The organism is Streptomyces cyanogenus, assembly GCF_017526105.1.
Taxonomy (GTDB): Bacteria; Actinomycetota; Actinomycetes; order Streptomycetales; family Streptomycetaceae; genus Streptomyces; species Streptomyces cyanogenus.
Map to the genome: position 1 here is coordinate 4,219,567 of NZ_CP071839.1, position 22,203 is coordinate 4,241,769.

12 protein-coding genes and 1 rRNA gene are annotated in these 22,203 nt (G+C 73.0%); 6 read left to right on the forward strand and 7 right to left on the reverse strand.

Annotation, left to right across the window (positions count from 1 at the left end; translation table 11 throughout):
* Nucleotides 1–30 precede the first annotated feature (30 nt).
* Nucleotides 31–1,558, reverse strand: a 16S ribosomal RNA gene (locus tag S1361_RS18990).
* Nucleotides 1,559–2,194: 636 nt separating this feature from the next.
* The gene (locus S1361_RS18995) at nucleotides 2,195–2,743 is read right to left on the reverse strand and encodes a MarR family winged helix-turn-helix transcriptional regulator (protein WP_208033027.1); all 549 of its coding nucleotides are present in this window, start codon (nucleotides 2,741–2,743) and stop codon (nucleotides 2,195–2,197) included.
* 110 nt (nucleotides 2,744–2,853) lie between these two features.
* On the opposite strand from S1361_RS18995, the gene S1361_RS19000 reads away from it, so the two are divergent.
* The gene (locus tag S1361_RS19000; RefSeq protein WP_243769220.1) at nucleotides 2,854–4,152 is read left to right on the forward strand and encodes an MFS transporter; all 1,299 of its coding nucleotides are present in this window, start codon (nucleotides 2,854–2,856) and stop codon (nucleotides 4,150–4,152) included.
* Between the two features lie 69 nt (nucleotides 4,153–4,221).
* Here the strand turns inward: S1361_RS19000 and S1361_RS19005 are convergent, their stop codons facing one another.
* From S1361_RS19005 to S1361_RS19015, 3 genes are all read right to left on the reverse strand, one after another.
* Nucleotides 4,222–5,037, reverse strand: a complete 816-nt coding sequence (locus S1361_RS19005; RefSeq protein WP_208033028.1) for a class I SAM-dependent methyltransferase — start codon at nucleotides 5,035–5,037, stop codon at nucleotides 4,222–4,224.
* Nucleotides 5,038–5,101: 64 nt separating this feature from the next.
* Complete coding sequence (locus S1361_RS19010; RefSeq protein ID WP_208033029.1) at nucleotides 5,102–6,754, reverse strand: ATP-binding SpoIIE family protein phosphatase; 1,653 nt, start codon at nucleotides 6,752–6,754, stop codon at nucleotides 5,102–5,104.
* A 133-nt stretch (nucleotides 6,755–6,887) separates the two neighbouring features.
* On the reverse strand, nucleotides 6,888–8,264 hold the full coding sequence (locus S1361_RS19015; protein ID WP_208033030.1) for an NAD(P)/FAD-dependent oxidoreductase: 1,377 nt from the start codon (nucleotides 8,262–8,264) through the stop codon (nucleotides 6,888–6,890).
* 378 nt (nucleotides 8,265–8,642) lie between these two features.
* Here S1361_RS19015 and S1361_RS19020 point away from each other — a divergent pair, with 378 nt between their 5' ends.
* Together S1361_RS19020 and S1361_RS19025 are read left to right on the forward strand one after the other, a co-directional pair.
* The gene (locus tag S1361_RS19020) at nucleotides 8,643–9,407 is read left to right on the forward strand and encodes a TetR/AcrR family transcriptional regulator (RefSeq protein ID WP_208033031.1); all 765 of its coding nucleotides are present in this window, start codon (nucleotides 8,643–8,645) and stop codon (nucleotides 9,405–9,407) included.
* 530 nt (nucleotides 9,408–9,937) lie between these two features.
* Nucleotides 9,938–11,857, forward strand: coding sequence for a sigma-70 family RNA polymerase sigma factor (locus tag S1361_RS19025; RefSeq protein WP_208033032.1), 1,920 nt, complete (start codon nucleotides 9,938–9,940; stop codon nucleotides 11,855–11,857).
* On the opposite strand, the gene S1361_RS19030 is transcribed toward S1361_RS19025, so the two are convergent.
* On the reverse strand, nucleotides 11,844–15,185 hold the full coding sequence (locus tag S1361_RS19030) for an AfsR/SARP family transcriptional regulator (protein ID WP_208033033.1): 3,342 nt from the start codon (nucleotides 15,183–15,185) through the stop codon (nucleotides 11,844–11,846). The two genes, S1361_RS19025 and S1361_RS19030, sit on opposite strands and share 14 nt — an antisense overlap.
* A 533-nt stretch (nucleotides 15,186–15,718) precedes the next feature.
* Nucleotides 15,719–17,791 carry an asparagine synthase-related protein gene (locus S1361_RS19035; protein WP_208033034.1) on the reverse strand — a complete coding sequence of 691 codons (2,073 nt, stop codon included), beginning with the start codon at nucleotides 17,789–17,791 and terminating at the stop codon, nucleotides 15,719–15,721.
* Nucleotides 17,792–18,516: 725 nt separating this feature from the next.
* On the opposite strand from S1361_RS19035, the gene S1361_RS19040 reads away from it, so the two are divergent.
* From S1361_RS19040 to trmB, 3 genes are all read left to right on the forward strand, one after another.
* Nucleotides 18,517–19,941, forward strand: a complete 1,425-nt coding sequence (locus S1361_RS19040; protein WP_208033035.1) for an NsdA family TPR-like regulatory protein — start codon at nucleotides 18,517–18,519, stop codon at nucleotides 19,939–19,941.
* Between the two features lie 128 nt (nucleotides 19,942–20,069).
* Nucleotides 20,070–21,290, forward strand: a complete 1,221-nt coding sequence (gene lhgO / locus S1361_RS19045; protein WP_208033036.1) for an L-2-hydroxyglutarate oxidase — start codon at nucleotides 20,070–20,072, stop codon at nucleotides 21,288–21,290.
* A 39-nt stretch (nucleotides 21,291–21,329) separates the two neighbouring features.
* On the forward strand, nucleotides 21,330–22,166 hold the full coding sequence (gene trmB, locus S1361_RS19050; RefSeq protein WP_208033037.1) for a tRNA (guanosine(46)-N7)-methyltransferase TrmB: 837 nt from the start codon (nucleotides 21,330–21,332) through the stop codon (nucleotides 22,164–22,166).
* Nucleotides 22,167–22,203 lie beyond the last annotated feature (37 nt).

Below are 22,203 nucleotides of genomic sequence, written 5' to 3' on the forward strand. Positions count from 1 at the left end.
CAACCGAAGTTGGTAAGAAGTGCTCCTTAGAAAGGAGGTGATCCAGCCGCACCTTCCGGTACGGCTACCTTGTTACGACTTCGTCCCAATCGCTAGTCCCACCTTCGACAGCTCCCTCCCACAAGGGGTTGGGCCACCGGCTTCGGGTGTTACCAACTTTCGTGACGTGACGGGCGGTGTGTACAAGGCCCGGGAACGTATTCACCGCAGCAATGCTGATCTGCGATTACTAGCAACTCCGACTTCATGGGGTCGAGTTGCAGACCCCAATCCGAACTGAGACCGGCTTTTTGAGATTCGCTCCACCTCACGGTATCGCAGCTCTTTGTACCGGCCATTGTAGCACGTGTGCAGCCCAAGACATAAGGGGCATGATGACTTGACGTCGTCCCCACCTTCCTCCGAGTTGACCCCGGCGGTCTCCTGTGAGTCCCCATCACCCCGAAGGGCATGCTGGCAACACAGAACAAGGGTTGCGCTCGTTGCGGGACTTAACCCAACATCTCACGACACGAGCTGACGACAGCCATGCACCACCTGTACACCGACCACAAGGGGGGCACTATCTCTAATGCTTTCCGGTGTATGTCAAGCCTTGGTAAGGTTCTTCGCGTTGCGTCGAATTAAGCCACATGCTCCGCTGCTTGTGCGGGCCCCCGTCAATTCCTTTGAGTTTTAGCCTTGCGGCCGTACTCCCCAGGCGGGGAACTTAATGCGTTAGCTGCGGCACCGACGACGTGGAATGTCGCCAACACCTAGTTCCCACCGTTTACGGCGTGGACTACCAGGGTATCTAATCCTGTTCGCTCCCCACGCTTTCGCTCCTCAGCGTCAGTAATGGCCCAGAGATCCGCCTTCGCCACCGGTGTTCCTCCTGATATCTGCGCATTTCACCGCTACACCAGGAATTCCGATCTCCCCTACCACACTCTAGCTAGCCCGTATCGAATGCAGACCCGGGGTTAAGCCCCGGGCTTTCACACCCGACGTGACAAGCCGCCTACGAGCTCTTTACGCCCAATAATTCCGGACAACGCTTGCGCCCTACGTATTACCGCGGCTGCTGGCACGTAGTTAGCCGGCGCTTCTTCTGCAGGTACCGTCACTTTCGCTTCTTCCCTGCTGAAAGAGGTTTACAACCCGAAGGCCGTCATCCCTCACGCGGCGTCGCTGCATCAGGCTTTCGCCCATTGTGCAATATTCCCCACTGCTGCCTCCCGTAGGAGTCTGGGCCGTGTCTCAGTCCCAGTGTGGCCGGTCGCCCTCTCAGGCCGGCTACCCGTCGTCGCCTTGGTGAGCCATTACCTCACCAACAAGCTGATAGGCCGCGGGCTCATCCTTCACCGCCGGAGCTTTCCAACCCCCAAGATGCCTTGGAGGCTCGTATCCGGTATTAGACCCCGTTTCCAGGGCTTGTCCCAGAGTGAAGGGCAGATTGCCCACGTGTTACTCACCCGTTCGCCACTAATCCCCTCCCGAAGGAGGTTCATCGTTCGACTTGCATGTGTTAAGCACGCCGCCAGCGTTCGTCCTGAGCCAGGATCAAACTCTCCGTGAATGTTTTCCCGTAATCGGGATGAACACCACGAGAGCGGAACAGTCAGGCGGAATAGGCCCGACCGTTCACAGCGTCCTCGCTGTGTTTTTTCAAAGGAACCTCGCCCCAGTCATGATGACCGGAGACGGGGTATCAACATATCTGGCGTTGATTTTTGGCACGCTGTTGAGTTCTCAAGGAACGGTCGCTTCCTTTGTACTCACCCTCTCGGGCTTTCCTCCGGGCGCTTCCCTTCGGTCTTGCGTTTCCGACTCTATCAGATCTTTTCTCGATCCGATTTCCTCGGTGCTTTCCAGGTTCCCGCTCTCGCGTTTCCCTTTCCGGCGGTTCCGACTCTATCAGATCCTTTCGGCGTCTGACTCCCAGTCAGGGGGGCTTGTCCTCCCGGCCGTTGGGCTGTTCCGACGTCTCAAACCTTAGCGGATCCGCCCGGCGATTCCCAATCGGGCCGCCGAGTCCCTATTCGAATTGAATTCGGGCACGCCGAAATCAACCCGGAGGGAGATCGTGCTGAAGGTGTGAGGGGTGCCGCTCAGGGCGGCTGAGGTGCTGCCGAAGAACCGTTACGGCTCTGTGGCAACCCGAAGAACTTTACGGATCGGGCGAGGCCGTGTCAAACGGCCGCTGTCAAGATCTTTAATCGAGGTCGCTGAGCCGGCCGCCGGCGTCCGGCTGGGCGTGCTCGACCCGGCGCAGGAGCCTGGTCAGGACCTCGCCGAGCACGGCGCGCTCGACGGGGGTGAGGTCCTGCAGCAGGTCCTCCTCGAAGACCGTCGCCAGGCGCATCGCCTCCAGCCACTTCTCGCGGCCCTCGGGGGTCAGCTCCACGATCACCCGGACGCGGTTGGACTCGTCCCTCTCACGGGTGACCAGTCCCTCGGCGACCATGCGGTCGATCCGGTGGGTCATCGCGGCCGGCGTGAGGCCGAGCCGCTTGGCCAGGTCGCTCGGGCCCATGCGGTACGGGGCGCCGGAGAGGACCAGTGCCTTGAGGACCTCCCACTCGGCGTTGCTGATGCCGAGCGCGGCGGTCTGGCGGCCGTAGGCGACGTTCATGCGGCGGTTCAGCCGGGACAGGGCCGACACGATCTTCTCGACCTGCGGGTCCAGGTCCTGGAATTCGCGCTGGTAGGCGGCGATCTGTTCTTCGAGCGTCGGCTCGGTGACGCCGGGAGTGTCGGCCATGGGCGCAGTATCGCACGATACCGCTTTGCCTTGAAGTCCTTGACTGTGTACTCTTTAGCTTCGAACTTTAGCTTCGAAGTCTTCAGGCCTAACTAGTGAGAGAGGTGAACGTGACCAGGGCGATGGGCGCAGCGATGCGCCGGATCCACGTGGGCAACGCACTCAGCGCGTTCGGGCTCGGCTTCACCGTCCCCTACCTGTACGTCTACGTGGCGCAGGTCAGGGGTCTGGGAGCCATGACGGCGGGCCTGGTGCTCGCCGTCTTCGCCGTGGCCGCGCTGATCGTGCTGCCGTTCGCCGGGCGGGCGATCGTGCGGCGCGGCCCGCTGCCGGTCCTGCTCGCCGCCCTGGTGACCGCCGCCCTGGGTGCACTGAGCCTCGGCCTGGCGGCCGGTGCCGCGACCGTGCTGCTGTCCGCGGCGGCGCTCGGCGCCGGCCAGGCCGTGATGCAGCCGGCGCTGGCGACGATGATCGTGGACTGCTCCTCTGCGGACACGCGCTCGCGTGCGTTCGCGATGCAGTTCTTCCTGCAGAACCTGGGGCTGGGCGTCGGCGGGCTCATCGGCGGTCATCTCGTCGACACCACGCGGGTCTCCTCCTTCACGCTGCTGTTCGCGATCGAGGCGGCGATGTTCCTGCTGCTGGTCGGCGTGCTGGCGACCGTGCGGATGCCGCACTCGCCGCGGATGGAGGACGCTCCCGGGTCCTCGGCGAAGGGCAGCTGGAAGCAGCTGTTCGGTAACCGGGCGATGGTGCAGCTGTGCGTGCTGGGCTTCGTGCTCTTCTTCGCCTGCTACGGACAGTTCGAGTCGGGGCTGAGCGCGTACGGCGTGGAGGCTGCCGGGATATCCACGTCCGCGCTGGGGACGGCGCTGGCCGCGAACACGCTGATGATCGTGGTCGCCCAGTTCGCCGTGCTGAAGCTCGTGGAGCGGCGCCGCCGGTCCCGGGTCATCGCCGCGGTCGGGCTGATCTGGTCGGTGGCCTGGCTGGCCGCGGGGTACGCGGGGCTCGGGCACGGCAGCCAGGAGATGGCGACGGCCGCGTTCGTGTCGACGTACGCGCTGTTCGGGCTCGGTGAGGCGATGCTGTCGCCGACGGTCGCGCCCCTGGTGGCCGATCTGGCGCCGGAGGGCATGGCCGGGCAGTACAACTCGGCGTTTGCGCTGGTCAAGCAGCTGGCGCTGGCCGTGGGGCCGGCGGTGGGCGGTCCGCTCGGGGCCGCGCTGCACGGGCCGTACATCGTGACCTTCCTGCTCTTCTCGCTGGGGATCACCGTCCTGGCGCTGCGGCTGGGCCGGCAGCTCACCGCCGTACAGGACCGGCCCTGGCTGGCGCGCGGGACCCGGGTGGTCAGGCGGGGCGGTGCGCCCGCGGAGCATGGCGCTCCGCTGGCGGAGCCGCGTTAGGCCGTGTGTCGTCCGCGGCTGCGTTCCGGCGCAGCCGCGTGACCTCCGGCCCCGCGCCTTCGGGGGCGCTCAGCGGGTGGCCGTGACCAGGATCGCCGTGAACGGAAGCGTTGCCGTGCCGTCGTCGGCGAGGTGCCCGGCCAGTTGCTCACGGACCAGGGCGGCGGCCTGGTCCAGGGCGTCCTCGCCGCCGGCCTGCCTGATCAGGCCGCCCCAGAGGGTGGACAGGTGGGCGCGGGCGTACGCGTCCAGAGGGGGCAGGGCGATGCCGAAGGTGATCTCGCGGTGAGCGGTGCCGCCGTAGCCGGCCGTGCGGAGGCCGGTGGTGAGCTGCTCGGCGGTGACGGCGAAGGCCCGCGCGAAGTAGCGGAGCGCGTCGGGGCCGCCGTACTCGTGGACGGCTCGCTGCTGGGCGAGGAAGTAGGGCTGGCGGTCGACGGGCGCCCAGACGGTCGCCGCGAAGCGGCCCTCGGGGCGGGTGACGCGGGCCACCTCGGCGAGGACGGCGTCGAGGTCGGGGAAGAACTGGGCGCCCTGCTGGCAGACGACCACGTCGAAGGCGGCGGTGTCGTACGGCAGGTGGTCGGCGGGGGCCACCGTGAACTCGATGTCCGGGTAGAGGCGGGGGTGCCGCTCCCGGGCCACCCGGATCATCTCGGCGTCGTGGTCGGCGCCGCGGACCCGGCCGGTGGGGCCGACCAGGGCGGCCGCCGCGCGGGCGGCGAAACCCGTGCCGCAGGCGAGGTCCAGGACGGTGTCCCCGGGGCACAGGTCCACGGCGTCCAGCAGCTCGCCGACGAACGGCGCCATGATCGGCGTGGAGTAGGTCTCGTAGCCCTCGGGCCCGTCGGGCGCGCCGTTCCGCGCGCCGGATCCGTCTGTCATGGTCAGCTTCTAGCACCGGGCGCGCGTGTCGGCGGACCGCCGCGCTGCCCGGGGCCCCGGCGGGTCAGTGTTTTGCCTTCGGCAGGACGAACTCGCACCAGACCGCCTTGCCGCCGCCGGGGGTGCGGCGGCAGCCCCAGTTGGAGGCGATGGTCGCCACGATCGCGATGCCCCGGCCCGACTCGTCGCCGGGTTCGGCGCGGCGGCGCCTCGGCAGGTGGTCGTCGCCGTCGGTGACCTCGACGATCAGGCGGCGGTCGGTGCGGCGGAGCCGGAGCCGCATGGGCGGGGTGCCGTGCTGGAGGCTGTTGGCGACCAGTTCGCTGGTGGCGAGGACGCCGAGGTCGTGCAGTTCGGCGGGGAAGCGCCAGCTGGTGAGGACACCGGAGGCGAAGGCACGTGCGCGCGGGGCGGCTTCGACACCGCCGAGGAGTTCGAGGGCCGCGTTGCGGAAGAGGTCGCCGTCGGGGCCGGTACGCGCCGGGTGCTGGAGGACGAGGACGGCCACGTCGTCGTCGTGGTCGGCGGTGACGCCGGCCGAGCGGACCAGGCGGTCGCAGACGACCTGCGGGGTGCCGGTCGCTCCGGCGAGGGCGCCTTCGAGCGCGGCGATGCCCTCGTCCAGGTCCTCGTCGCGGCGTTCGACCAGGCCGTCGGTGTAGAGCACGGCGGTGGCGCCGGGGCCGAGGGCGATGGAGCCGGAGGCGTGGATCCAGCCGCCGGTGCCGAGCGGCGGGCCGGTGGGCTCCGCGGCGCGGGACACCGTGCCGCTCTCGTCGCGGACCAGGATCGGCAGGTGGCCGGCCGACGCGTAGACCAGGCGGCCCTCGTTGGGGTCGTGGACGGCGTAGACGCAGGTGGCGATCTGGTTGGCGTCGATCTCGGCGGCGAGGCCGTCGAGCAGCTGGAGCACCTCGTGCGGGGGCAGGTCGAGGCGGGCGTAGGCGCGGACGGCGGTGCGCAGCTGGCCCATGACGGCGGCGGCGCGCACCCCGCGGCCCATGACGTCGCCGATGACGAGGGCGGTGCGGCCGCCGCCGAGGGTGATCACGTCGTACCAGTCGCCGCCGACCGCGGCCTCGGTGCCGCCGGGCTGGTAGACGGCGGCGATGCGCAGGTCGTCGGGTTGTTCGAGTTCCTGCGGGAGCAGGGAGCGCTGGAGGGCGACGGCGGTCTCCCGCTGGCGGCGCTCGCTGGCGCGCAGGCGTTCGGCGGCCTCGGCGTGGTCGGTGACGTCCGTGGCGAAGACGAGCACGCCGGCGTCGCGGTCGCCGTCCTCGGCGACGGGGGTGCAGGTGAAGGTGTACGAGCGGCCGTCGACGGCCTTGCGGGACTTCAGGGTGCGGGGCTTGCCGCTGCGCAGCACCTGGTCGAGCAGCGGGAGCAGGCCGAGTTCGGCGAGTTCGGGCAGGGCCTCGCGGGCCGCGGCGCAGGTGGGGCGGGCGCCGAAGGCCGCCGTGTAGGCGTCGTTGACGTAGGAGATGCGGTGGTCGGGGCCGTGGACGAGGGCGACGAGGGCCGGGACGCGGTCCAGGACGTCCCGCGCGGGCAGTTCGTCGACGGCGGGCACCGGGGGTGTGCCGTCGGCGGGCTGTTCGGCGCGGGCCGCGGGCACGCAGCCTTCCCCCCGCCGGTCCGGGGTGACCGCCGTCTCGGTCCGCGCGACGGCGCGGCGCTGCGTTCCGGGGAGCCGGGCGCTCCAGCGCGTGAAGTTCACTTGGGGAAAGCCTCGTGGGTGCTAGGGCGGGCGGGTGGCCCGTCCGACGTCGTAGGGCAGTCTGGCAGGGAGCGGGCCACGGCGGGCGACAACCGTCAGACGCCGCCGCGGGCCGTGGAGTTCCTGAGTCCGGTCAGGACGACCCCTTCGGGTCGTCGGAGGGGCTGTGAGGAGGCTTTCCACCGGCCGCGAGTTCGAACTCCGCACGGGGGTGTTCGAGTGAACCGAGCGAGACGATCTCCCGTTTGAAGAGCCCGGCGAGGGTCCATTCGGCGAGCACCCGGGCCTTGCGGTTGAAGGTGGGCACCCTGCTGAGGTGGTACACGCGGTGCATGAACCAGGCAGGGTAGCCCTTCAGCCGGCGCCCGTAGAACTGGGCGACGCCCTTGTGCAGGCCCAGGGCGGCGACCGAGCCGACGTACTTGTGCGCGTACGTCTCCAGGGGCTCGCCGCGCAGGGAGTGGACGATGTTGTCGCCGAGGACCCTGGCCTGGCGGACCGCGTGCTGGGCGTTGGGTGCGGTCTCGGCGCCGGGTTCGGCGGCCGTGACGTCGGGTACGGCGGCGGCGTCGCCGGCGGCCCAGGCGTGCTCGGTGCCGTCGACGGTGAGCTGGGCGGTGCAGCGGAGCCGGCCGCGGTCGGTGCGCGGCAGGTCGGTGGCGGCGATCAGCGGGTGCGGTTTGACGCCGGCCGTCCACACGAGCGTACGGGTCGGGAAGCGCTGGCCGTCGCTGAGTACGGCGACGCGGTCGGCGCAGGACTCCAGGCGGGTCTCCAGCAGCACCTGGATGTTGCGGCGGCGCAGCTGGGTGACGGTGTAGCGGCCCATCTCCGGGCCGACCTCCGGGAGGATGCGGTCGGTGGCCTCCACCAGGATCCACTTCATGTCCTCGGGGCGGAGGTTGTGGTAGTAGCGCGCGGTGTAGCGGGCCATGTCCTCCAGCTCGCCCAGGGCCTCGACGCCCGCGTAGCCGCCGCCGACGAAGACGAAGGTGAGGGCGGCGTCGCGGATCCCGGGATCGCGGGTGGAGGAGGCGATGTCCATCTGTTCGATGACGTGGTTGCGCAGGCCGATGGCCTCCTCGACGGTCTTGAAACCGATGCCGTACTCGGCGAGGCCGGGGATGGGCAGGGTGCGGGCGACCGAGCCGGGGGCGAGCACGAGTTCGTCGTAGCCGAGGAGTTCGGAGGTGCCCTCCTCGGCGGTGGCGAGCGTGGTGACGGCGGCGGTGCGCACGCCGTGGTCGATGGAGGTCACCTCGCCGATGACGACGTGGCAGTGGTCCAGGACGCGGCGCAGCGGTACGACGACGTGGCGCGGGGAGATCGAGCCCGCGGCGGCCTCGGGGAGGAACGGCTGGTACGTCATGTAGGGGTCCGGGCTGACGACCGTGATCTCGACCTCGCCCCGTCTGAGCTCGGCCCTCAGCTTCCGCTGGAGGCGCAGCGCCGTGTACATCCCGACGTAGCCGCCGCCGACAACCAGAATGCGCGCACGTTCCTTCACCATCCCATGACGCACCCGGCGCTGGTGTTTGTCCACAGCCCCGGCAATTTGTGTGACCGGCGGCCGGGTGTGCGCAGGGCCGGCCGGGGTGGCGGTGCGGGACGAAAGGGGGCAGGTCAGCGGGGGCGGGCTACAGGGGGCGAAGGGGCGGAAAAGGTACGTACATACCTCGTACTCCGATCGGGGGGCGCACTGTGCGGAACCTGCCCCTTCTGAATTGACTGTCTCTCAACTATGTTCGTGTGTCGACGGAGTGTAGGGAATGTGGTCGAACGGGTCCGCGACGGGCGGGTCCGGTCGGGACCGATGCCAGTTCCGCGCGCTTCGCGTTCAGTGGCGGGGAGAGTCTCCGGGGGGAGACGTCATTACCGGGGGAAACACATGCATGTTCAGGAAACTCATTGGGCATCCGCAGCCTCCATCGCGACCGGTGGGAAGGCGATGACCGCGGCGGGGGCCAACGGACGAGCGGACGGGGTGCGGACGACCCCGCTGCGGGTGGACGCACAGCGCAATCTGGAGCACGTGCTGCGTGCGGCGCGTGAGGTGTTCGGCGAGCTGGGGTACGGCGCGCCGATGGAGGACGTGGCGCGGCGCGCCCGGGTCGGGGTCGGCACGGTGTACCGGCGCTTTCCCAGCAAGGACGTGCTGGTCCGGCGGATCGCCGAGGAGGAGACGGCGCGGCTGACCGAGCAGGCGCGGACGGCGCTCGGGCAGGAGGACGAGCCGTGGTCGGCGCTGTCGCGGTTCCTGCGGACGTCCGTGGCGTCGGGGGCGGGGCGGTTGCTGCCGCCGCACGTGCTGAGGGTCGGGTCCACCGGGCCGGGCGAGTCGGTCGCGCCGGCCGAGGAGGCTCGGGTGCCTCAGCAGCGGGTGCAGCCGGGGGGTGCCGAGCTGCGGCTCGTGGCGGAGGAGGCCGCGATGGTGGCCGACGACGCCGGGGCCGGGGCGCTGCTCGACGTGGTCGGGCAGCTGGTGGAGCGGGCTCGGGCGGCGGGTGAGCTGCGGGCGGACGTGTCCGTGGGTGACGTGCTGCTCGTGATCGCCACGGCAGCGCCGTCGTTGCCGGACGCGGCGCAGCAGGCCGCGGCGTCGGCGCGGTTGCTGGACATCCTGCTGGAGGGGCTTCGGTCCCGCCCGGTGTAGGGAGCGCCGGCCGTTCTCGGCTCCGCCGTCGGATCTCCGGTTCGGCGTCCCGCCGGCACCACCGCCCGCACCACCCGTGCAGCTGTCGCGGTCGGGTGCGGGCGGCCCCTGTGCGACGGACGCGCCGCCGGCGGCTGCGGCTGGAGCCGTGCGGCTGTCCCAGGCCGGTACGGGTGGCCTCCCCCCGTGCGGACTCGCCCTCGGCGGGTGCGCGTGGCGGCGTGCGGCCGTCGCCGTCGCCGTCGGGTGCGGGTGACCCTCTTTGGGGTGGACTTGTCGTCCCGCGCGTGGGTGGTGCCGGGGGCGGGGCTCGCGGGTGTCGGGGCGGTGCGGCTGGGGTGACGTCTCGGCCTGGGCCGCGTTCGGGCGAGGCGGTCGGGGCCCCGGGTGGGTGAAGGGTGTTCGGCGCTGTGGGGCAAGTCCGCTCGGACGAGTGGACGGGGTGGTCGGGAGGGAAATCCGGAAATGATCTGTATGGCACTCTGAGCCGGTGACGGGTTGGGCTGGGCCGGTGTCGGGGGCTGTCGGCGATGGGCGTTGACGGGTGGGGCGGGTCACACGGTGACGACGACGGGGATGCGGAGATCCTCAGGCCGGTCGCACCGCAGGTACCGAAGCAGGGCGGGCGCCCGGCTTCGTCCGGCGTTTCCGGTGGGACGAGCGTGCCGGCCCAGCGCGAGGGAAGCATGCTGCCGCCCCGGGAGACGCCGCCCGCCGACGGCGAGCTGATCGAGCGGATGCGGGCCGGCGACGACTCCGCCTACGAGGAGCTGTACCGGCGGCACGCGGACGCGGTACGCCGGTACGCGCGCACCTGCTGCCGGGACGGACACACCGCCGACGACCTCACCGCCGAGGTCTTCGCCCGGATGCTGCAGGCGGTGCGCGGCGGCTCAGGCCCCGAACACGCCGTACGGGCCTATCTGCTGACCTCCGTGCGGCGCGTCGCCGCCCACTGGACCAGGTCCGCCCGGCGGGAGCAGCTCGTCGACGACTTCGCCCTCTTCGCCCAGCAGGCCGCCCGCATCCCGCAGGCGTCCGGCGACGACGCCCTCGGTCTCGGCGCCGACGTGCGCGCCCTGCACGAGGCCGAACAGTCCCTGGCCGTGCGGGCCTTCCGCTCGCTGCCCGAACGCTGGCAGGCCGTGCTGTGGCACACCGAGGTGGAGAACGAGTCCCCGAGCGAGGTGGCCGTCCTGTTCGGGCTGGACGCCAACGGCACCCGCGTGCTCGCCAGCCGCGCGCGCGAGGGGCTGAAGCAGGCCTACCTCCAGGCCCATGTCAGCGCCGCCCTCACCGGTGACGAGGAGTGCGCCCGCTACGCAGACCAGCTGGGCACCTACGCCCGCCGCAAGCTGCGCGTCCGGGCCGAGCGGGGCCTGCGCAAACACCTGGCGGAATGCGCGCGGTGCCGGCTGGCGGCGGCACAGATCGAGGAGGTCGCGAACGGCATCCCCGGCGTCGTACCGGTCGCGGTCATCGGCTGGTTCGGGGCCGCCGGGTACGCCAAGGCCCTCGGAATCGTGGCCGGCGGCGCCGGCGCCGGGGCGGCGGGTGCCGCCGCCGCGGCCACCGGCTCGTCCGGCGGCGCGTCCGGCGCGGGCGGGACCGCTGCCTCCCAGGGGCTCGGCGCGCCGGTGAAGGCCGGTATCGCGGCCGGTGTGGTCGCGGTGGCGGCCACCGCGGTGGCGCTGGCCCTGGTGAACGACAGCCATCCGGCGAAGGAGGTCGCCCAGTCGGCACCGTCCACACCCGCCGCCCAGCCACCGGCCGCCCAACCGCCCGCCGCCCAGCCGCCCGTCCTACGGCCGCCTGTCGTACGGCCGGAGACGCCCGCGCCCGCCTCGCCTGCCGGCGGGCCCGCGCCCCAGCCCTCTCACGAGCCCCGGCCCGCCGTCCCCGCTCCGGAGCCGTCCCCGACGCCCACCCCACCCCCGGCCGCGCCCCCGACCGCGAAAACCGCGCCGCCCTCCACCCCCGAGCCCACGTCCACGCCGACTCCGCCGCCGGCGCCCGCCGTCTACGAGTTGAGCGAGCTGCGCCACGACGCCACCGGCGACGGCACCGAGCCCGAGATCGTCCTGGGCGAGAGCAGCTGGGTGTGGCAGCGGTACGGCATGTCGATCGGCGGCCGGCGGTACGCGAGCGGGATCACCGTGCACGGCAAGTCCTCCGTCACCATCGCCCTGAACCGGCCGTGCACCTCCTACGACGCACTGGCCGGCGTGGACGACATGACGCTCGGGCTCGGCAAGGTCTCCTTCGCCGTCTACGCCGACGGGGTCCTGCTGTGGCAGTCGGACATGGTCAAGGGCCGCGACCAGGCCCTCCCCGTCCATGTGGACCTCGCCGGGCGCAGTGTCGTACGCCTCGTAGTGGAACCGCACAGCAACGCCGTCGACGAGACGGCGCCCGCGGACTGGGCCGAGGCCCGCTTCACCTGCCGCTAGCCGGGCCCCGGCCCTCCTCCACGACCGTGACCGCGGTGCCCAGCTCCCGCAGCACGCCGGACACACCGAGGGACGCGCCCCGGGCGCACTCGGCGGCGTAACGGTCGGCCGGGAGGGACGCACGGGCATCGGCGCGCACCCGGGCGGCCTCGCTGCGCTCCGGCTCGGGCCGGCTGAGCCCGTCACGCCAGTGGTCCGCGGCGGCGAACAGCCGGAGCGCGCCCGGCAGATCGCCGATCCGGGCCAGCAGGACGGCCGCCACGTCCACCAGACCGGCGGTGATCGACTCGGCGCACCGGTCGGCCACGGCCTGCCGCAGCGCGTCCGCCAGGATCGGCACCCCGTGCGCGGGTCCCGACTCGTCGGCCGCGAGCAGCGCCTGGACCATCCGCCGGGCCGCCGTGAACTGCGGGGGCGGGGTGCCGTCCCCCACCACCGCGCCGATCGCCTCGTACAGCTCCCTGGCCAGGGCCGGCCGCCCGTCGTGCAGGGCGATGTGGGCGCGCAGCAGCAGCACGAAGGCCCGCGCCTCCGGCACCGCGTACCGGTCGGCGGCCGTGCCCGCCTCGGCCAGGGTGGTCCGCGCGGCCTCCGGGTCGCCGGAGCGGTAGGAGATCTCGGCGAGCCGGGCGAGCAGGAACGGCGACTCGGCGTACGCGCCCACCTCGTAGGCGAGCCGCAGCGCCTCCTCGTACTCGCCGCGCGCCTCGTCGTACCTGCCGCGCGCCATGGCCGCCTCGCCGGCCGCGCTGCACACCTGGGCCCGCATCCAGCGGTCCCCGACGCGCCGGCTGAGCGTCCGCAGCTCGGTCAGGTCCTCGTCCACGCCGCGCAGGTTGCCCGGCGAGTCGACGGTCACGTGGGCGCGGTACATCAGGGCGACCGCGAGTTCCCAGTCGCCGCCGTGGGTGCGGGCGTTGTCCACGGACGTCGTCATGTGCGGGCGGATGTCGGCCGGGCCGCCCAGGTAGTAGGCGGTCAGCGGCCAGATGATGCCCGGGAGCCGGGCGGCCCGGGGACCGCCGCGCTCGTAGTAGGCCCGCACGCGCGCGAGGTACTCCCGGGCGCGCTCGTCGGCGGCCAGGTTCTCCGAACCCGTCTCGGAGGTCAGGAACAGGTCGAGCATGCGCAGGTCCATCCGCAGCTCGGACAGCGGATGTCCTTCCTCGCCGTCGGGGGCGGCGAGGAAGGCGCCGACCGGGTCGGCGGACTCCGCGCGCGCCAGCGCCTCGCCGGCCGGTGCGCCCGGGGGCAGGGCGTCCAGGGCGACGCCCAGCCGGAGCACCAGCCGGACCCAGGCCACCGCCTCCTGGCGGTGGTTGCGCAGCCACCAGAACCAGCCGATGGCCAGGACGATGGCGCCCGCCTCGGCCTCGTCGCCCGCGCGCACCGCACGGTCCAGGGCCGCACGGACGTTGTCCAGCTCGGTCTCCAGGCGGGAGAACCAGGGGAGCTGGGCTCCCGACCGCAGCTGCGGTTCGGCCTCCTGCACCAGCGCCCGCACCCACGCGCGATGGCGCCGCTCGGCCGCGGCGCGCAGTCCGGGGACCTCGGCCGCGCGCTCGGTGGCGTACTCGTGGATGGTCTCCAGCATGCGGTAGCGCATACCGGTGCCGGAGCCGGTGCCGTCCGGGTGCGGGGCGGCGACCACGAGGGACTTGTCGACCAGCGCGCCGATCAGGTCCGCCACCGGGCCGGTGCACACGGCCTCGGCCGCCGCGAGGTCCCAGCCGCCGGCGAACACCGACACCTCGCGCAGGACGGTCCGCTCCCGCTCGTCCAGCAGTTCCCAGGACCAGTCGACGACCGCGCGCAGGGTCTGCTGGCGGGGCAGGACCGTGCGGCTTCCGGAGGTGAGCAGGCGGAAGCGGTCGTCCAGGCGGTCGGCGATCTGCCGCGGGGTCAGCAGTCTGAGCCGGGCCGCGGCCAGCTCGATGGCCAGCGGCAGTCCGTCCAGGCGGCGGCAGATCTCCGCCACGGCCTCGGTGTCGGCGAGCACCGCGTCGGCGTCGGGACGGACGGCCTTCGCGCGCTCGGCGAAGAGGCGGTGCGCCTGCTCCGGCACGAGGGGCTCGACCGGGCGCACCGACTCACCGGGGACGCCCAGGGGTTCACGGCTGGTCGCGAGGATCGTGAGCCCGGGGCAGCGGGTGAGGAGGGTCTCGGCGAGGGCGGCTGCCGCGCCGATGACGTGCTCGCAGTTGTCAAGGATCAGGAGTTGGCTGCGCGGGGCGCAGTACTCGATCAGCAGGGCCGTGGGGTCGGCCTGCGAGGTCGCCAGGTCGCCCGTCAGCAGCGCGGTCTCGCGCAGACCGAGCGCGCTGACCACCGCGCCGGGCACCGCCTCCGGATGGTCGAGCGGGGCCAGCTCGACCAGCCAGGCCGAGGGGAGCGTGGCGGCGGCCTCCTCGGCGAGACGGGTCTTTCCCGAACCGCCCGGTCCGGTGAGGGTGACCAGGCGGGCCCTGTGCACATCGGAACGTATGGCCTCGAGTTCCGGTTCCCGCCCGACGAAGGACGTGAGGCGGGGGCGGAGGTTCCCGGTGCGCTCGGGGGGCCGGGCGGGCGTCCTGGGCTGGGGACGGGCCGTGGCGTCCGCGGGTGCCGGGTGCTCCTGCTTCAGCAACGACACGTGCAGGGCCCGGAGTTCCGGGCCGGGGTCGGTGCCGAGGGTGTCGGCGAGGGTGCGGCGGGCGGACTCGTAGGCGGCGAGGGCGTCGGCCGGGCGGCCCGTGTCGCGCAGGGCGCGGATGAGGAGGACGTGGAGCGGCTCGTCGTACGGGTACGCGGCGGTCAGTTCGCACAGTTCCGGTACGGCCTCCTGGGCGCGGCCGAGGTCGAGCGCGGCGGCGGCGCGGGCGCGGGCCGCCTCCAGGCGCAGGGCGTCGGGGCGGGTGGCGGCGGTGCGGTCGGGGAGGTCGGCGAGGGCCGGGCCGTACCAGAGGGCGAGGGCCTCGGTGAGGGTGCGGTGGGCGGCGGCCGGGTCACCGGCGGTGAGGGCCTGGGTGCCGGTGCGGGTGAGGCGTTCGAAGACGTGGAGGTCGACGTCGTCCTCGGTCGCCTCCAGGCGGTAGCCGCCCGGGGTGGAGGCGATGGTGTGTCTGCCGAGGGTACGGCGGAGACGGCCGACGAGGGCCTGGAGGGCGGCCGGGGCGTCCTGGGGCGGGTCGTCCGCCCAGATCTCGTCGATGAGGGTGCCGGGGGTGGTGGTGCGGCCGGGGCGGAGGGCGAGGGCGGCGAGGAGCGTGCGGAGGCGTTGGCCGCCGATGGGCAGGGGTGTCCCCTGGTCGTCTGCTGCTTGGGTTACGCCCAGGATTCTGTACCGCACCTGGTCATTGTGGCGGGGTGGCCGGGGCGGGGCACGGGGTTTCCCCGGCGGGCGCGTTCGCGGTGCCCCGCGCTGTGGCCGGCCGGGGGTGGGCTTCGCTCGCCTGCGCCGGCGGGGTGCCGCTTGTTCCGGGAGGGGTACCGCCCCCAACCGCCCCCGGCGGCACGACTGCCCGCAGCGACGGCGGCACCGCGAAGCCGACGTCCCCAAGAGCACGGAAACTGCGCGAGCGGCCGCGACGGGGCCCGCGGATGCATCACAAGCTCGGGCACCCCCACGGCTCACATCCGCACCGCTCAGACCCCAGGCTCACACCGGCACCGCTCACACCCCCCACGGCTGACACCGGCACCGCTCAACCCGCACCGTCAGACCCCCACGGCTCACGCCCACACGGCTCAGACCCCCACCGGCAGACCCCACAGCTCACGCCCACACGGCTCAGACCCCCACCGCTCAGACCACAACGGCCAAAACCCCCACCGCTCACGCCACCACCGCTCACACACCCCCACGGCCAAAACCCCCACCGCTCACGCCCCCGGCGTCAACGCGCTGCGCCTCGGCTGGATCCCCGAAGGGACCGCGCGGGAGCGGGTCGGGGTGCCGGTCCAGCAGGTGCCGCGGCGGGAGAGGAGGCGGCGGAGCCACAGTTCGAGGGAGACGAGGTCGGCCAGGCCGTCCAGGGGGAGCGGCTCGCCGGCCGCGGCGGAGCGCACGGCCTTGCGGACGACACGCGCCTCCACCAGGCCGGCGTCGGCGAGCAGGGGCGTGGCGAAGAGGTCCACGAGGGGGTCGGCCGCGGCCCGCAGCCCCGCGCGCGCGGCCGCCGCCGTGGGGACGTGGGAGGGGGCGCCCCAGCCGGCCGGGAGGTCGGTGACACCGGCGCCCTCCAGGACCGTACGGAGGATCGCGGCGCGGGCGCCGGGCTGCACGCGCAGGGCCTCGGGGAGGTCGCGGCAGGCGCGGACGACCTGGTTGTCGAGGAACGGTGCGTGCAGGCGCTGGGAGCGGATCTCCGCGGCCTGTTCCAGGACGCGCAGGTCGGCGGCGTGCCGGGCGAGTGCCGCACGCGCGCGGTAGTCGCCGGGACGCTGTACGCCGGTTCCGGAGCGGTCCGCCTCCGCCTGGAGCAGAACCGATACTTCAGCCAGCGCCTCACCCGTCAGCCACCGGGCGGCCGGCCCGGGTCTCGCCCAGGCCAGCGCGGCGAGCGACGCGCCGACCGCCCCCTTGGGCTCGTCGAAGCGGCGCCGCATCAGCCGTTCGGCCAGCACCTCCAGGCCCGCCCGGTAGGGGGTGCGGGCCAGCCGCCGGGCCGCGCCGTACACGCGCGCGGGGACGAGGACCGAGCCGTCGGCGCGGGCAAGCGCGGCGACCGGCCGGACCAGGTGGCGCCGGCGGCGGTCGACCAGGAGGTCGGCGAGGCGGGCGGGGTGGGCGTCCAGGACCTGGCGGGCGCCGTGGCCGGTGAAGTGGTCGGCGCTGCCGGCGGCGAGCCGCGCGCGGTGCCGGGCCGCCTGGACCAGGGAGGGGCCGGGTTCGTCGGTCAGGGGGCCGTCGAGGTCGGCGTACGGCAGGGTCTCCTCGCCGCCGGTGACCACCACGTGGTGCAGCCGGGGATTGGCGGCCAGGACCCCGGCCCGTTCGAGTTCGGCCTCGCGGCCGGTCACGGCCAGATCGTTGAACGTGACGGCGAGGAGGCGTTCGCCCGCGCCGGTGCCGTGGCCGAGGAGCGTGCCGGGTCTGCCGGGCAGCCCGGCGGCCAGCAGCGCGAGGGTGCCGGAGGCGGGCCCGCCGGACAGGTCGGCGCCGATGCCGGGGACCGGCATCCCGCGCGCGGCGCGCCGCTCGGCCGGCCCCATGCCGGGCACCGGTCCGGGGTCCAGGTCGGGCACGTGCCGGGGTGCCGCCAGCCGGGTGCGGACGGCCTCCACGAGGGCGTCCCGGACGGCGTCAACGGCGCGGCCGGGGTCGGCCGGGGGCGCGGTGACGGCGAGGGAGGCGACCGGCTCGTACCCGGCGATCTCGCGTGTCCCGGCGCGCAGCACCAGCGCATGCCCCGGCGGAATCCGCCGTACGCCGTCGTACGGGGTGGTGTCGCGCAGCGCGGCCGGTACGTCCGGGGCGGCCAGCAGGGCGGCGAGGTGGGTGAAGTCGAGGTTGGCCTCGACGAGGTCGGCGAGGGGGAGCGCGGCGGTGGCGTAGGCCGTGCCGCCGGCCCACGGGGTGTGGAACACCGGGCGGGCGCCGGCGAGATCGCCGCAGACGGTGATCCGGCGGCCGGCCTGGACGACGGCCGTGTAGCTGCCGGGCCAGGTGGTCAGATGGCGCACCGCGCCCCCGCGCGCGGTGAACAGGCCGCGCCGCAGCTCCTCGTCGGTGGCGCCGCAGATGCCGAGGACGGCGATGCGGTGCTGGGCGTCGGCGTGCACCACGCGCACCTCGTCCGGTCGCCAGTCGCCCACGGCCCACAGCGGATCCGGGTCGCCCCACAGCAGTTGGGAGCCGACCGGATGCAGGGTCTCGCCGTCGTAGCCGACGGCACCCGCGGAGCCGGTCCCGGCGCCCGCGGCGGTGCTGCTCCACCCCACCAACCACCGCATGGACGCCTCCACAGGCTGTGGACAACCAGTGCACCGTACGAACCGGTTCCCCATGCTGCCATGAAGGGCGCGCCGGAGAGGGGCGGCGGCACCGCCTTCGATCGAGGGAAGTTCCCCGTGCGGGCCAGGGAAGTTGACGGGCGGACGGCCCGTGCGGGGCGGGTCCCGGCCGGACCGGGCGCAGGTGGCACGGCGCGAATGCGCCCCCTATGCGCTCCCCCAACCCGCCCTTCGCGCCGCCAAGTTGCATGGTCGGAGCGGCAATTCATCACACCGGACAGGGTCGGTTTTCGGCCAAATAACCGGCGGGGCACAGGATATGAGCACGCTCCGTACAGGCCCGGCGCAGCGCGCGGCCACGCGCACGCGCGCACGGTCCGGGAGGCGGGCATCGCCTCCCGGACCGGTCCGCCACCCGCGGGGATGAAGGTGGCGGTGTCCCCCAGCCCACTGGATCCAGTACAGCGGGCCGACCCACGCGAGTGCCATGGAACCGCTCCCCCGGTGGCCGGAGAAGAGCGCACGGGCGGGCGCACGGCCACACGCGCGGGGGCACGCGACCACAGTCCGTGCACGGTGCGTGCAGGGCCGCTCCTGCGTACCGACCACAATCCCGCCAACCGGAACAATGCCCCTTAACGCTTGGGATGCGGCGAACTACGCTGGGTTTACGAATGCCGCGTGGTTATGCCAGAGCGGCAGCCGTCTGTGTCGAGGGGTGGCGCATGTCCAGGGAGCAACGCGGGCCGAACGAAAAGCTCGGCACCGTTCTCGCCCTCGCGGGAATCAGCAACGCGGGTCTCGCGCGACGCGTCAACGACCTCGGCGCGCAACGCGGTCTGACGCTTCGCTACGACAAGACGTCGGTGGCGCGCTGGGTGTCGAAGGGCATGGTGCCGCAGGGTGCGGCGCCGCACCTCATCGCCGCCGCCATCGGCCAGAAGCTCGGCCGTCCGGTGCCGCTCCACGAGATCGGGCTGGCGGACGCGGATCCCGCGCCCGAAGTCGGCCTCGCCTTCCCCCGGGACGTGGGACAGGCGGTCAAGTCGGCGACCGAGCTGTACCGCCTCGACCTCGCCGGCCGCCGCGCCGGCTCCGGTGGCATCTGGCAGTCCCTGGCCGGGTCGTTCGCAGTGAGCGCATACGCAACGCCCGCCTCACGCTGGCTGATAACCCCCGCCGACAGCTCGGTCGCGCGGGAGGCGGGCTCCGCCGAGGGCTCCGGGGCACCGATCAAAGTCGGCCACAGTGACGTGCAGAAGCTGCGGGAGGCCGCCGAGGACGCCCGGCGGTGGGACTCCAAGTACGGCGGCGGGGACTGGCGTTCGTCGATGGTGCCGGAGTGCCTGCGGGTGGAGGCGGCGCCGCTGCTGCTCGGCTCCTACTCCGACGAGGTCGGCCGCGCCCTGTTCGGGGCCTCCGCGGAACTCACCCGGCTCGCGGGGTGGATGGCCTTCGACACCGGACAGCAGGAGGCCGCACAGCGGTACTACATCCAGGCGCTGCGGCTCGCGCGCGCGGCGGCGGACGTCCCGCTGGGCGGTTACGTGCTGGCCTCCATGTCGTTGCAGGCGACGTACCGGGGCTTCGGGGACGAGGGCGTGGACCTCGCGCAGGCCGCGCTGGAGCGCAACCGGGGACTGGCGACCGCCCGCACCATGAGCTTCTTCCGGCTGGTCGAGGCGCGGGCACACGCGCGTGCGGGCGACGCGCAGGCGGCCGGCGCGGCGCTGAAGGCCGCCGAGAGCTGGCTGGAGCGGTCCCGGCCCGGCGACAACGACCCCTCGTGGCTCGGTTTCTACGGATACGACCGGTTCGCCGCGGATGCCGCGGAGTGCTACCGGGACCTGAAGGCGCCGCGGCAGGTCCGGCGCTTCACCGAGCAGGCCCTGTCGAAGCCGACGGAGGAGTTCGTGCGGTCGCACGGGCTGCGGCTGGTCGTGTCCGCGGTGGCCGAGCTGGAGTCCGGCAACCTCGACGCGGCGTGCGAGCAGGGGGTGCGGGCCGTCGAGGTGGCCGGGCGGATCTCGTCCGCGCGTACCACCGAGTACGTGAAGGACCTGCTGCACCGGCTGGAGCCGTACGGGGACGAGCCGCGGGTGGTCGAGCTGCGCGAGCGGGCCCGGCCTCTCCTGATGGCGCCGGCGTGAGAGTCGCCGCCGGGTCGCCGCCCTCCCGGGGCCTCGGATGCGCGGTGACTCGTCGCGCGGTCCTCCGCGCCCGTTCGGGACACGTTTGAAGCGGTTGTCAGTGGCGCAGTGCACTATCGGAGGCGGAGGTGGTGCAGGTGCGGGCCGGGGCGTACGACTGTGATGTGCTCGTGATCGGTGGGGGGATCGTCGGGCTGTCGACGGCGTACGCGATCACGCGGGCCACGCCGGGCACACGCGTGATCGTGCTGGAGAAGGAACCGGGACCGGCCCGGCACCAGACGGGGCGCAACAGCGGGGTCATCCACAGCGGGATCTACTACCGCCCGGGCTCCCTCAAGGCGCAGTACGCGGTGCGGGGCGCCGCCGAGATGGTGAAGTTCTGCGCCGAGTACGGCATCGCGCACGCCGTCACCGGCAAGCTGATCGTCGCCACCGAGCGCGAGGAGCTGCCCCGGCTGCACGGACTCGTGCAGCGGGGCCGCGAGAACGGCATTCCGGTGCGGGAGCTGGGGCCGTCCCAGATCACCGAGTACGAACCGGAGGTGCGGGGCCTGGCCGCCATACACGTCGGTACGACCGGGGTGTGCGACTTCGTGGGCGTCGCCCGGGAGCTGGCGCGGGCCTCCGGGGCGGAGATCCGGTACGGCGCGCGGGTCGTGCGGGTGGACCGGCGCCCGGAGCGGGGCGTGGCCGTGCTCACCGCCGGCGGGGACGTCGTCCGGGCGCGCGTGCTGGTGAACTGCGCCGGGCTGCACTGCGACGAGGTGGCCCGGCTGACCGGCGACGAGCCCGAGGTGCGGATCGTGCCGTTCCGCGGGGAGTACTACGAGCTGGCGCGGCCGGAGCTCGTGCGGGGGCTGGTGTATCCGGTGCCGGACCCGGCGTTCCCGTTCCTCGGGGTGCATCTGACGCGCGGGATCGACGGAGGCGTGCACATCGGCCCGAACGCGGTGCCGGCGCTGGCCCGGGAGGGGTACGGCTGGGGGGTCGTACGGCCCCGGGAGCTGGCCGGGACACTGGCGTGGCCGGGTTCGTGGGCGATCGCCCGGCGGCACTGGCGGTACGGGGCGGGTGAGCTGCGCCGGTCGGTGTCCAAGGGCGCGTTCCTGGAGGCCGTGCGCCGACTGCTGCCCGGTGTGGAGGCCGGGGATCTGGTGCGGGCTCCGGCCGGGGTGCGGGCGCAGGCGGTGCTGCGGGACGGAACCCTGGTGGACGACTTCCTGATCCGGGAGGGAGCGCGGGCGGTGCACGTGCTCAACGCCCCGTCCCCGGCGGCGACGGCCTCGCTGCCGATCGGGCGGGAGGTCGGGCGCCGGGTGCTGGAGATGCTCGCGGCGGCCGGCTGAGCGGGCACCCGCGCGGGGCGCCGTAAAATCGGTCTTACTGTGTCTGACTCGCTGAACACCCCCGAAGCCCCGCTCTCGGCACCCCACGCCCCCGGTGTCCCCGTCCGGCACACCCGGGCGAAGGGGGAGCCGCGCTTCCCGGACGGCCCCAAGGCGGATCCCGCCGGGTCGCACTTCGAGCGGCGGATCCGCAGCTTCCAGCCGCGGCGGAGCCGGGTGACGGCCGGGCAGGCCGATGCCCTGCAGCGGCTGTGGCCCCTGTGGGGGCTGGACATCGACGGGCAGCGGGTGATCGACCCCGGCGAGCTGTTCGGGAACGACCACCCGGTGGTCCTGGAGATCGGCTTCGGGATGGGCGAGGCCACCGCGCAGATGGCCGCGGGCGACCCGGACACCAACATCCTGGCCGTCGACGTGCACACCCCGGGCCAGGGGAACCTGCTGAACCTCGCGGACCGCAACGGCCTGTCCAACGTCCGGGTGGGCAACGGCGACGCGATCATCCTGCTCCGGGAGATGCTCCGCCCGGACGCGCTGGACGGGCTGCGCGTCTACTTCCCCGACCCGTGGCCCAAGAAGCGGCACCACAAGCGGCGGCTCATCCAGCCCGAGTTCCTGACGCTCGCCGCGACGCGGCTGAAGCCCGGCGCGATCGTGCACTGCGCGACCGACTGGGAGCCGTACGCCGAGCAGATGCTGGAGGTGCTCACCGCGCACCCCGACTTCGAGAACACCCAGCCGCACGGCGGCTTCGCGCCGCGCCCCGACTTCCGGCCGCTGACCCGTTTCGAGGGACAGGGACTGGACAAGGGACATGTGGTGCGAGACCTGCTGTTCCGGCGCGTTCCGCACAGCACCGCCGGGCAGGACCGGTAATCCGCTCCAGCCCCTCGTCCCGCCACCGTTAGGGTCG

Bases quoted from the DNA above. Each gene is read 5' to 3' on its own strand.
- S1361_RS18995 (WP_208033027.1), bottom strand. From the start codon at position 2,743: ATGGCCGACACTCCCGGCGTCACCGAGCCGACGCTCGAAGAACAGATC.
- S1361_RS19005 (WP_208033028.1), bottom strand. From the start codon at position 5,037: ATGACAGACGGATCCGGCGCGCGGAACGGCGCGCCCGACGGGCCCGAG.
- S1361_RS19015 (WP_208033030.1), bottom strand. From the start codon at position 8,264: ATGGTGAAGGAACGTGCGCGCATTCTGGTTGTCGGCGGCGGCTACGTC.
- S1361_RS19020 (WP_208033031.1), top strand. From the start codon at position 8,643: ATGCATGTTCAGGAAACTCATTGGGCATCCGCAGCCTCCATCGCGACC.
- S1361_RS19025 (WP_208033032.1), top strand. From the start codon at position 9,938: ATGGGCGTTGACGGGTGGGGCGGGTCACACGGTGACGACGACGGGGAT.
- S1361_RS19035 (WP_208033034.1), bottom strand. From the start codon at position 17,791: ATGCGGTGGTTGGTGGGGTGGAGCAGCACCGCCGCGGGCGCCGGGACC.
- S1361_RS19040 (WP_208033035.1), top strand. From the start codon at position 18,517: ATGTCCAGGGAGCAACGCGGGCCGAACGAAAAGCTCGGCACCGTTCTC.